This is a genomic window from Ralstonia sp. VS2407 (genome assembly GCF_052950655.1).
Genome location: NZ_JBRFVG010000005.1, coordinates 379359 through 390776 on the forward strand (window position 1 = coordinate 379359; position 11418 = coordinate 390776).

General features: G+C 63.4%; 13 protein-coding genes. 2 read left to right on the forward strand and 11 right to left on the reverse strand.

The annotated features are described in order from the left end of the window. Window positions 1–40 precede the first annotated feature (40 nt). Entirely contained in the window at window positions 41–214 is a 174-nt protein-coding gene (locus tag ACU8YE_RS11745) for a DUF1328 family protein (RefSeq protein ID WP_004633727.1), read from the reverse strand. A 221-nt stretch (window positions 215–435) separates the two neighbouring features. Between ACU8YE_RS11745 and ACU8YE_RS11750 the strand changes: the two genes are divergently transcribed. Further along, window positions 436–1878, forward strand: coding sequence for a sensor histidine kinase (locus ACU8YE_RS11750; protein WP_232041754.1), 1443 nt, complete (start codon window positions 436–438; stop codon window positions 1876–1878). A gap of 82 nt (window positions 1879–1960) precedes the next feature. Here the strand turns inward: ACU8YE_RS11750 and ACU8YE_RS11755 are convergent, their stop codons facing one another. The 7 genes from ACU8YE_RS11755 to ACU8YE_RS11785 form a co-directional block, all read right to left on the reverse strand. Further along, the gene (locus ACU8YE_RS11755; protein ID WP_232041755.1) at window positions 1961–2101 is read right to left on the reverse strand and encodes an entericidin A/B family lipoprotein; all 141 of its coding nucleotides are present in this window, start codon (window positions 2099–2101) and stop codon (window positions 1961–1963) included. 75 nt (window positions 2102–2176) lie between these two features. Continuing rightward, window positions 2177–2617 (reverse strand): response regulator, encoded by a 441-nt coding sequence (locus ACU8YE_RS11760; protein WP_232041756.1) that lies wholly within the window; start codon window positions 2615–2617, stop codon window positions 2177–2179. Window positions 2618–2719: 102 nt separating this feature from the next. Further along, entirely contained in the window at window positions 2720–3352 is a 633-nt protein-coding gene (locus ACU8YE_RS11765; RefSeq protein ID WP_009277190.1) for a response regulator, read from the reverse strand. A 310-nt stretch (window positions 3353–3662) separates the two neighbouring features. Then, on the reverse strand, window positions 3663–4088 hold the full coding sequence (locus tag ACU8YE_RS11770; protein WP_446928767.1) for a hypothetical protein: 426 nt from the start codon (window positions 4086–4088) through the stop codon (window positions 3663–3665). A gap of 241 nt (window positions 4089–4329) precedes the next feature. Next, window positions 4330–7068, reverse strand: coding sequence for a methionine synthase (gene metH, locus ACU8YE_RS11775; protein WP_446928774.1), 2739 nt, complete (start codon window positions 7066–7068; stop codon window positions 4330–4332). Then, on the reverse strand, window positions 7065–7418 hold the full coding sequence (locus ACU8YE_RS11780; RefSeq protein WP_232041759.1) for a bleomycin resistance protein: 354 nt from the start codon (window positions 7416–7418) through the stop codon (window positions 7065–7067). Before ACU8YE_RS11780 ends, metH begins: the two co-directional genes overlap by 4 nt. 1 nt (window position 7419) lies before the next feature. Next, window positions 7420–8460 (reverse strand): homocysteine S-methyltransferase family protein, encoded by a 1041-nt coding sequence (locus ACU8YE_RS11785; RefSeq protein WP_232041760.1) that lies wholly within the window; start codon window positions 8458–8460, stop codon window positions 7420–7422. A 152-nt stretch (window positions 8461–8612) separates the two neighbouring features. Between ACU8YE_RS11785 and ACU8YE_RS11790 the strand changes: the two genes are divergently transcribed. Further along, entirely contained in the window at window positions 8613–9005 is a 393-nt protein-coding gene (locus tag ACU8YE_RS11790; protein ID WP_322017186.1) for a rhodanese-like domain-containing protein, read from the forward strand. 116 nt (window positions 9006–9121) lie between these two features. Here the strand turns inward: ACU8YE_RS11790 and ACU8YE_RS11795 are convergent, their stop codons facing one another. The 3 genes from ACU8YE_RS11795 to ACU8YE_RS11805 form a co-directional block, all read right to left on the reverse strand. Next, window positions 9122–9379: a BTH_I0359 family protein gene (locus tag ACU8YE_RS11795; RefSeq protein ID WP_012760982.1), complete on the reverse strand. Its 258-nt coding sequence runs from the start codon at window positions 9377–9379 to the stop codon at window positions 9122–9124. 318 nt (window positions 9380–9697) lie between these two features. Next, entirely contained in the window at window positions 9698–10537 is an 840-nt protein-coding gene (gene pcaD / locus ACU8YE_RS11800; RefSeq protein WP_446928768.1) for a 3-oxoadipate enol-lactonase, read from the reverse strand. A gap of 1 nt (window position 10538) precedes the next feature. Beyond that, window positions 10539–11418 (reverse strand): DUF3108 domain-containing protein (locus ACU8YE_RS11805; protein ID WP_446928769.1); only part of this gene is annotated, 880 nt, incomplete at its 5' end.

Below are 11418 nucleotides of genomic sequence, written 5' to 3' on the forward strand. Positions count from 1 at the left end.
TAGCAAGACACGGGCCGCGCCTGCGCCTGGGCTGTCTGCGCTAATCGACGGCCTTGAAGACCGTGACGCCCAACACCAGAAACAGCACGAACAGCACCACGAAGATGAAGAACAGGACCTTGGCGATACTCGCCGCGCCTGCGGCAATGCCGGTAAAGCCCAGCACGCCGGCCACCAGGGAAATGATGGCGAAGATGAGTGCCCATTTCAGCATGTTGTCGTCTCCGATTCGGATGGATGGGATGCAGGGCAGCGGCACATTGCGTGAGGCCGGCGCCCTGTGGCGTACTCCCACGCACATCGCGTGCCTGACCGGGGTGCGCCCGAAGTGTCGCCCAGGGCGCCCACGCGGTATCATCCGAATTGCCAAAAAAACACAAACGCAACGCGCGCCGCGTCGGGCGGTTTGACGCGTTTCCTATGGGTCTGCATGCCATGCGGTCATCCTTGCGCTCCACTCTGCTGCTCGCCGGCGGCATTCTGCTGACGCTCGGGGTGCTGATTGCCTCAGAGACGGGCAACATCCGCCTGAGCCAGGGCTATCGGCAGGTGATTCAGTCGCAGCAGGCTGAAACCGCCATCAACGAACTGCTTGCCGAACTGGTGAACGCCGAGGCTGGGCAGCGCGGTTTCCTGCTCACGGGCAAGGACGAATACCTCGATCCGTACAACAAGGCCATTCCGCATATTCATGCGTTGATGGCAGAAATCCGCGATCACTACGCCAACGATCCGGATGCGCTCAAGCTGTTCTCGGAGACAGCGCTCCAGGTGAGCCGCAAGCTCACCGAGATGGAACTCACGCTGATCTACGGCAAGCGTGACCTTGAAGTGGCGCTCGATCTCGTGCGCACCGATTTCGGCAAGGCCTCGATGGAAGCGGTGCGGCAGGGTCTGGACCGGCTCCGCCAGCGCGAAATTGCCACCGTGGCCCGCAGCCTTGAGCACGCCGAGCGCGATCTGGCGCTGTCGCGTTACGGCATTGCGCTCATCACGGCGGTCAACATCATCCTGCTGGTAGTGCTGGGCTTGCAGCACGCCAAGCGCCTCGCCCTGACGGAGCGCGAGCGCGACATGGCTGAAGAGGAAAGCCAGAAACTCGACCGCATGGTGCGCGAGCGCACACGGCAACTGTCCGATCTGGCCGCGCACTTGCAGCGCGTAACGGAAGACGAGAAGACGCGGCTCGCCCGCGAGCTGCACGACGAACTGGGCGCCATCCTCACCGCCACCAAGATGGACCTGCACTGGCTGCGCTCACGCATTCACGCCAGCGAGCCCGCGGTGAGCGAAAAGATCACGCGTGTGATGGCCCATGTGGATCAGGGCATCCAGATCAAGCGCCGCCTGATCGAAGACCTGCGCCCGACGATTCTGCTCAACCTGGGTTTGGTAGAGGCGCTCTCGCAATTGACGGAGGACGTCGGTACGCGCAACGGCTGGCATACGGAGGTGAGCCTGCCCGACGACATGCCCAAGCTGACCGACGATGCGGCCATCGCGCTGTATCGCATCGTGCAGGAATCGCTCACCAACGCGTCGAAATACGCGCATGCGACCACGGTGTCGGTGGCGCTCGACGTGGACGATGAGGGCGTGCGCTTGCGCGTGCGCGACAACGGCCGTGGCTTTCCCGCCGACATCGAGCGGCGCCGCATGGTCGGCCATCACGGCTTGCTGGGGATGGAGCAGCGCGCCATTGCGCTGGGCGGCACGCTCGTCATCGATTCAATGCCTGGCGGTGGTGTGACGATCATCGTTGAGCTGCCCCCCACCGATGCCGTGTTCGACCGAGGGGCAGCCAACGAACCGTCTGGCATGCAGGCGCTGACTGGCGGTATTGCGCCCGCGCCGGGCCACGGTGGCGCGACGGTGTAAGACGCCCAGCGCGATGCAAACGCCCAAACAAAAAGCCCCATCACGGGGCTTTTTGTTTTTGATGCCGGTGTAGCTGACGGCGTTACATCTTTTGCTTGGCGTTGTCGGCCGAGTTCTCCAGCTTCTGACCACCGGTCTGGATGTCCTTGCCGGCACCGGCCATGGTGTTGCAGCCGGCCAGGAACACACACGTCAGTGCAAGTGCGGCACACAAGGTCTTCATCGAACGCTCCTTGGGGGGGTGAGAAATGGCGTTGAGCGCGCGCCACGACAGCCGACGCGGCGGGCACGAAGAATCTCAGGGATGAAAATGCTGCGCGGGCTGCTGACGGGGGCGGCCGACACCGGCACGCTCTTCGATCACTTCGAACACCTTGTCGAGTTCGAGCGATTTGTCGAAGAAATAGTTGGCGCCGGCTTCAAAGCACCGCTGCCGATAGGTCGGCACTTGCGCGTGATTGGTGTAGACGATGCGCACGCTGGGCGACGCTTGATCGCGCAGCGTTTGGAGGACCTTGAAGCCATTGCCCTGCCGCAATTGCAGGTCAACGATCACGACGTCATAGTGGCCCTGCCCGAGAAGGCCCAGTGCCAAGTCTTCGGTGTCTGCCCACTCGACCGTTGCCACGAAGGCGGAGGCCTTGAGGTATTCCAGCACCATGCCGCGAAGCACCGGGGAGTCCTCGATCAGGAGGACGCGCAGGCCACGGGTGGAGAGGGTGACGGCTTGATCCAGCATGGGTTGATGTTAGCCAGCGGGTTGCCGAGGTGGTATCAGGCGTTGTCCTACATGCCAGTTGGGTTTGCGGCGCGCAGAGGGGTTTTGGCGCCCAATCGGGTGCTACTCGACCAAGCCGTTCTTGATGGCGTAATACGTCAGATCGGCATTGGATTTCATGCCCATCTTTTCCAGAATCCGCGTGCGGTACGTGCTGACCGTCTTGACGCTCAGGAATAGCTCTTCGGCGATGATCGACACCGATTGCCCGCGCGCCAGCTTGCAGAAGATCTGGAATTCACGCTTGGACAGCGTCTGGTGCAGCGGCTGGTCGGTCGGCTTTTCCAGGCCGCCAATCAGTAGCTCCGCCACGGTGGGGCTCACATAGCGACGACCTTGCGACACGGTGCGAATGGCCTTGACCAGCTCATCCGGTGCGCTTTCCTTGGTCAGATAGCCCGATGCGCCTGCGCGGATCAGGTTGATGGCGTACTGGTCTTCCGGGAAGGTCGACAGGATCAGCACCGGTAGATCAGGGTGGCGCTGGCGCGCCAGCTTGAGGGTGTCGATGCCGTTGCGATCGGGCATGGAAATGTCGAGCACCACGACGTCGAAGGCGCCGGTGCGGAGTTGCTCCATCACCTCTTCCCCGCTGGCCGCTTCCCCCGCGACTTCGATGTCCCGCTCTTCGGACAGGAACTGCCGAAGGCCGGCACGGACGATCTCGTGGTCGTCCGCAATCAGGACGCGAATCATGCTGCTCCTTATGAGCGCGCTGGGCGGGCTCCCCGGCTCTGCGCGCTGCGCTTGTTGGTTCGATACGACAGCAATTGTATCGGACTGTTGCGCCGAAACGGGGCCCCTCTTATTGGCGCGGTCGGGGGGAGTTGTCAGCGTTTCCATAAAAACCCTCAGGAATGTGCATGAATCGCAACATATCAGTGCCTGCCATTGAGCAATCCGCGTGCCTGATCCCGTGCGCCCAAAGAAAACGGGGCGGAAGAGTTCCGCCCCGGCGTCGCCAGGATGCGTCGGGCGATGCCCGGCTTTCCTGTGTAGTGACGTGTTACTTGGTCTGGGTAGTGGCCGTAGCGTTCGCGCCAGCGTCGGCGCTCACGCCGGCGGCGGTGTCAGCCTTTGCGGCCTTACCCGACTTTTCTGCCGATTTTTCCGTCTTGCTGACCGACTTGCCGACCTTGTCTGCGGTCTTGTCGACGCCGGCTTGCGTCTTGGCCTTGTGCTCGTGCGCGGCCTTGGCGCCGTGCTCGGCCTTGGTGTTCAGTTGGCTCTTGGCGGACTCGGTGTCCAGCTTGGCGCCGCCGTCCGACTTCACATCGGCCTTCAGGCCTGCGCCCGTGTTGACTTGCGCCGGGGCCACGGCAGCCGTGCCGTTGGTTTGCAGCGATGCGCCGGCCGACGGGGTTTGAGCGTTGGCGTAAGCCGAAGCAGCAGCGATGGCGATGGCGGACAGGGAGATCAGCAGCTTGTTCATGGAAGAGACTCCTTTCGTTCTGAACGGCCACGCGAAGGATTCGTCGCGGCATCACTCTGTGTGTGTTGAGTGAATGGGTTCAGTCTATGGAGCCCTTCCGGTTACGACTGTTAGGGGGTGTAAGCCTTTGTAATGTAAGGCGCACCCCTCTTGAAGCGTCGACAAAGCCAATGCCGGCAAGGGTTTGCAGGCGTAAGACACAGTGCGGATCGCGCCATGTCTTAAACGTCTTGTCACAGAATCAGAGATTCGGCGCGAGGGCGCGCTCCACAAACGCGCGATCTTCGCCGCTGCGGGCGATCATGTCGTCCACCTGATCCTGGCCGATCTTGCCCAGCGTGAAGTACGTGCTGTCCGGGTGCGACAGATAGAAGCCTGATACCGATGCGGCGGGTGTCATCGCCAGCGCTTCGGTCAGGTTCATGCCGATCTCCTGCGCGTCGAGCACGCGGAACATGTCGCGCTTGACGGTGTGCTCCGGGCAGGCCGGGTAGCCAGGGGCGGGGCGGATGCCCTTGTACTCCTCGCGGATGAGTGCCTCGTTGTCGAGCGTTTCGTCCGGCGCGTAGCCCCACAGGTCGCGCCGCACGCGGGCGTGCAGGCATTCTGCAAACGCCTCGGCAAAGCGATCGGCCAGGGCCTTGAGCATGATCGCGCTGTAGTCGTCGTTGTCGGCTTCGAACTGCTTCTCGCGCTTTTCCACCCCGATGCCGCCGGTGACGGCAAACAGGCCGATGTAGTCGGCAATGCCGGTGCTCTTGGGCGCGATGAAATCGGCCAGGCAGCGGTTCGGGCGCATCACGCCGTCGATGATCGGGCGCTCGCTCTGCTGGCGGATGTTGCGCCAGGTGAGCGCGACTTCCGAGCGCGATTCGTCGGTGTAGATCTCGATGTCGTCGTCGTTGACGGTGTTGGCGGGCAGCAGCGCGATCACGCCGTTGGCCGTGAGCCAGCGCCCAGCAATGAGGCGCGCGAGCATGCTCTTGCCGTCGGAGAACACCTTGCGGGCCGATTCGCCGACGATCTCGTCGTTGAGAATGTCCGGGTATTTGCCGGCCAGGTCCCACGTCTGGAAGAACGGGCCCCAGTCGATGTACTGCGCGAGTTCGTTCAGGTCGTAGTTGCGGAACACGCGGCGGCCGATGAACTTGGGCTTGGGCGGCGTGTAGTGGCTCCAGTCGATCTTGGTCTTGTTGGCGCGCGCGGCGGCCAGCGACACCATCGGCGTGGCCTTCTTGTTGGCGTGCTGGGTGCGGATGCGGTCGTAGTCGGCGTGCAGCTCTTCGACGTAGCGCGCGGCGCCTTCGTCGGACAGCAGGCTCGATGCCACGCTCACCGAGCGTGAAGCGTCCGGCACGTAGACCACCGGCCCTTCGTAATTCGGGGCGATCTTCACGGCGGTGTGCACGCGGCTCGTCGTCGCGCCGCCGATCAGCAGCGGGATCTTCTTCACGCGGAAATACTCGTCGCGCTGCATTTCCGAGGCCACGTAGGCCATCTCTTCCAGCGAAGGCGTAATCAGGCCCGACAGCCCGATGATGTCCGCGCCTTCCACCTTCGCCTTTGCCAGGATGTCGTTGCACGGGACCATCACGCCCATGTTCACGACCTCGAAGTTGTTGCACTGGAGCACGACGGTGACGATGTTCTTGCCGATATCGTGCACATCGCCCTTGACCGTGGCGATGACGATCTTGCCGCGCGAGCGCACGTCGCCGCCCGCCGCCGCAATCTGACGCTTTTCTTCTTCGATGAACGGAATCAGGTGCGCCACCGCCTGCTTCATCACGCGGGCGGATTTGACCACCTGCGGCAGGAACATCTTCCCGGCGCCGAAGAGGTCGCCCACGATGTTCATGCCGTCCATCAGCGGGCCTTCGATGACCTGGATCGGACGTCCGCCGGCGGCAAAGATCTTCTGACGGACTTCTTCGGTGTCTTCGACCACGTAGTCGGTGATGCCATGCACGAGCGCGTGCGCCAGGCGTTTTTCCACCGGCTCCTGGCGCCAGGCCAGATTCTCTTCGCGGCGGGTAGCCCCGCCCTTGTAGCGGTCTGCGATTTCCAGCAGGCGGTCGGTCGCATCCGGGCGGCGGTTCAGCACCACGTCTTCCACGCGGTCGCGCAGCTCGGGGTCGAGGTTCTCGTACACGCCGAGCTGCCCAGCGTTGACGATGCCCATGTCCATGCCCGCCTGAATCGCGTAGTACAGGAACACAGTGTGGATCGCCTCGCGCACCACGTCGTTGCCGCGGAACGAGAACGACACGTTCGACACGCCGCCGCTCACCTTCGCGTACGGCAGGTTCTGCTTGATCCAGCGCGTGGCTTCGATGAAGTCCACGGCGTAGTTGTTGTGTTCTTCGATGCCGGTGGCCACCGCAAAGATGTTCGGGTCGAAGATGATGTCTTCCGGGTCAAAGCCGACCTTGTTGACCAGGAAGTCGTAGCTGCGCTTGCAGATCTCGGTCTTGCGCGCGTATGTGTCAGCCTGGCCTTGCTCGTCAAACGCCATCACCACGGCGGCCGCACCGTAGCGCTTGATGAGCTTGGCGTGGTGCGCGAACTGTTCTTCGCCTTCCTTGAGCGAGATCGAATTGACGATCGCCTTGCCCTGTACGCACTTCAGCCCCGCCTCGATCACCTCCCACTTGGACGAGTCGATCATGATCGGCACGCGCGCGATGTCGGGCTCCGAGGCGATCAGATTCAGGAAGCGCACCATCGCCGCCTTGGAATCGAGCATCGCCTCGTCCATGTTGATGTCGATGACCTGCGCGCCGTTTTCGACCTGCTGGCGCGCCACGGCCAGCGCCTCGTCGAACTGGCTGTTCAGGATCATGCGCGCGAACGCCTTGGACCCGGTGACATTGGTGCGCTCGCCGACGTTGACGAAGAGCGTGCTCTCGCCGATGTTGAATGGCTCGAGGCCGGAGAGGCGCATGGGATGGTCGGTCATGATGGTGCGGGGTTCGGTCAGGCGGGGGCGTGTTCGCCCAGCTTCAACAGGTTGCCGTGCGGGTCGATCACGTAGAGCTCTTTCATGCCCCACGGACGCACCGCCGGCGGCGCGAGCTCCAGCCCGCGCGCGGTGAATTCTTCAAACAGGGCCTGCGTGCTGGGCACACGCAGGTAGCACGAGGTGTGCTCGGCAATGCGGCGGTCGTCGCACAGCCAGAAATGGATTTCGGCGCCATCGCGGCTGACGATCAGGTAGTCGTCTGCAATCAGCTCCTGCGTGAAGCCAAGCCGCTCCGTATAGAAGCGGGCTGACTCCGCCAGGTCCAGCGAGGCCAGCACGGGGATCGTGCTGTCGATGCGTGCGTTCATGTCAGGCGGCTTCAAGATACTGGCCCGGCCATGCGCGCGGCTTGCGGTTGGCCACGCGCTCGGCAATCGCCTTGATGTGCTCGGGCGTCGTGCCGCAGCAACCGCCCACCAGGTTCACCAGGCCGGCCGAGGCAAATTCGTCAACCAGGTTGGACGTGACGTCAGGCGTTTCATCGAAGCCTGTGTCGCTCATCGGGTTGGGCAGGCCGGCATTCGGGTAGCACGAGACGGCCGTGTCGCAGATCTTCGCCAGCTCGGCAATGTACGGACGCATCAGCGCAGCACCCAGCGCGCAGTTCAGGCCGAAGGTGATCGGCTTGGCGTGGCGCAGGCTGTTCCAGAAGGCCTCGACGGTCTGGCCCGAGAGAATGCGGCCCGAGGCGTCGGTCACCGTGCCGGAGATCATCACGGGCACGCGCTCGCCGGTGTCTTCAAAGAGCTGATCGATGGCAAACAGCGCCGCCTTGGCGTTGAGCGTGTCGAAGATGGTTTCGACCAGGAACACGTCCGCGCCGCCTTCGAGCAGCGCCTTGCCCTGCTCGTAATACGCGTCGCGCAGTTGGTCGAAGCTGACGTTGCGGGCGCCCGGGTCGTTCACGTCGGGCGAGATGCTGGCGGTCTTGGGCGTCGGCCCAAAGGCGCCGGCCACAAAGCGGGGTTTGTCCGGCGTGCTGTATTTGTCGCAGGCTTCACGTGCTAGGCGGGCAGCCACCACGTTCATCTCGTAGGCCAGGTCCGCCATCTTGTAGTCTTCCTGCGCGATGGTCGTCGCACCGAAGGTGTTCGTTTCGATCAGGTCCGCGCCGGCTGCCAGGTACTGCTCGTGGATTTCACGGATGACGTCGGGGCGCGTGAGCAGCAGCAGCTCGTTGTTGCCCTTCACGTCGATCGGGTGGTTGGCAAAGCGCTCGCCGCGGTATTGCGCCTCGGTCAGCTTGTAGCGCTGGATCATGGTGCCCATCGCGCCGTCCAGGATCAGGATGCGCTCGCGCAGCAGCGCGGGCAGGTTGGCGGCACGGGTGTAGGGCAGGGGCGCGGTCATGGGGAGGGACTCCGAGGTGCTGCGGCCGGCCAAATATTCAGAATTTGCGGCCAAAGGTGAATTTTACCAGTCGCATCAATGACTTGCCGCTGTTGTGGGCAATCGCGCTCCTATAATCCATGTCAGCCCATTTGCCCGCCCTGCCGCCCGCCATGCAATTGCTCGATCCCGCAGACGCCCACGTCTTCCTGGAGCGCACGCCCGCCGCGCTTTTTGTCGACTGCCGCAGTGAAATGGAACACCTGTTCGTGGGTCATCCAGCCGGCGCCCATCACGTTGCATGGAACGACGGCCCGCATTGGGAAGTGAACCCCGAGTTCGTGCCAACCGTGCGCAAACTGACGGGCCACGGCGTGGAGCGCCCCGTCGTGCTGATCTGCCGCAGCGGCAATCGCTCAGCCGCTGCGGCGCACGCACTGGAAGAAGCGGGTTTCCGTGATGTCTATGTCGTGCGCCACGGCTTCGAGGGGGACCTGGACAGCACGCGCCATCGCAACACGCTTAATGGCTGGCGTCATGCCGGCCTGCCGTGGGAGCAATGCTAGAAAGACGCTATCGATCCGATAGTCGATCGACACACACGAAAAAAACGCCCGGCAGCGCCATGCTCCGGGCGTTTTTTTGTCGATCCGTCTGGCGGGCGGCTTGCCCGCGCGGTACCTCAGTGCATCGTCACCGGCTGCGTCATCACCGTGTCGAATTTGCCGAGAAAATCGTCGACTTCTTCAACGGTAGGCTCGCTGGCGATCAGCTTTTTCACATCCTCGCGGAAATGCTCGGCCAACTCACCGCCGAGGAAAATTTCACGTTTGAGGTTCTTGTCGACGATCTCGTAGCCACCCGCTGCCAGCATGGCGTGTTGGCCGTCTACACCGAACTCAACAACACAGTAGTTGTCGCTGTTGTAGATCATCTGCATGGTGCACCTCCGAGGCGTCAATCGTCTTGCTGTTGTGGGGACTGCTCTACTGCTGCACTGGGTAGATGGGGCCCACCATCATGACTTCAAGGGCCGATCAACTCCCGCCTCATGCCCGTTTCTTCCATGTACCCCTTGGGCTTCATGATCGGTCACAAAGTTCGCGAATGCGAGGCGAAATGTGTGACGTGCGTTGTGTTCGCGTAACAAGACCTTTCCGTTCCTGCATCGAAAGAAGCAAGCCGTCTTCCGCCATTCGGCGGGTAGACGACGGGCCGTGTGCGGGGCGCCTGCAACTATCGGCAAGGCAAGCAAGCCTTATGGCGTGTCGCATTGGCTCCCGCATCCTGCGTGCCCGAAGAACTCATCCAGATCGGCGAGAAAGGCCTCCTCCTGTTCGATAGGGGCCAAGTGCGCAGCGTCGGAGATCACTTTCAAACGGGCGTCGGGAATGTGCGAGGCGATCTCGCGCGCCGCTTCCACTGGCGCACCGGTGTCCTGCTCGCCTGTTATGACCAATGTTGGGCAAGCGATGCGCGCCAGGGAACTGCGTGTGTCGAGCGCCTTGATGGCCAGGCATGTACCGACATAGCCGTGGGGTGGCGTGGCGCGCAGCAAGCTGCGGATGCGTTCAACAATGTCGGGATGGGCTTCACGAAACGGCGTGGTCAGCCAGCGCTGTATCGTGGCTTCGACTATGCCGCTCATGCCGTGTGCTTCGACCTGGCCGATGCGCTCGTCCCACATGGCATGCGCCGACACCGGCGTGTAGGAAACGGTGTCACATAGCGTGAGCGACAGCAGCCGATGTGGGTGCCGCACGCCCAGGACCTGCCCAACCATGCCGCCCATCGACAGGCCAACGAAATGCGCCTGTTCAATCGACAGTGCATCGAGCAGCCCGGCTACATCGTCCGCCAACTGGAACAGCGTGTAGGCGCCGTGCGGGGCGCTGGTCTTGCCGTGGCCGCGTGCGTCGTAGCGCAGCACGCGATGGCGGCTGGCCAAGCGTTGGGCGATGCTGTCCCACAACTGGTGGTCCACGCCCAGCGCGTGGGCAAGCACGACCCACGGGCCATCTGTGCCGTCGGTGCGGTAGTGGATGTCGATGCCGTTGGCGTGCACCGTGCCGGCGTTGGAGAGGGCGTTGGCGTTCATATCAGCCTCCTTCCTGGGACTGGTAGACCAGATCGAATTGCATGCCGTTGGGCTCGGTCTGGCGCAGGCGGACCGGCAGCCAGCCGTGGTCGGCAGACAGCCAGATCTCTACACGCCGTTTGTCCTCTGCGCGGCGCGGCAGCCGTATGAAGTGCTGCGCACGAATCGTGCCGTTCGGGGTGTCGATGGTGTCCTCGCCGACGTGCTGGACGCGGGCCACCTCTACGCTGTCGGTATCGGCGATCGGGAATTCCAGCGTGAGGCCCGGGCTGGCGATGCGCTCAGGGCCACCGCGCGCCAGTCCGGTCAACTGAAGGAAGACGCTGAAGCGGTCTTGCGTGCCCTCGGGCAGCGGCAGCACGGCGGGCGTGCGGGTGAAAGTGACCGTGGGTGCGCCCTGCGCGCCAGATGCCGGCGTGGGGTCGGCTGCGTAGTGGAACGTTGTGAGGTCGGGTTGTCGGCGCCCGCGCACTTCTTCGTAGCGCGCGGGGGTCAGGCCATACGGGCCGACGGTGCCCGCGCTGCGAAACGCGAGTTTGCCAAAGAAGAGTGGCAACGGAATTTCCACGGCAAGCGTGTAAGTTTTTCCATCGGTGGCCCAGCGGATCACACCATCTTCGTTGCGCACGCCGTTGACGTAAGTGGCGTACCGCAGCGTAGCCGAGGGCGGCAGCGAGAAGGCGTCCCCGGGCGGTGCGGGTGGCCCGCCCGGGCCTTCGCCGCTGAGATCGGTGACCACGCCGGTATCGCCCGAGGCTTGAGCGCCAGCGCTGGTGAACTCGGATGGGTCCATGCTTGCCAGATCGGGCGCGGACGGCATGGGTGTCGGCGCCGGAGCGGGTGCTGCCTGGGGGTGCGGACGGCTCGGAGCGGGGCGGGGC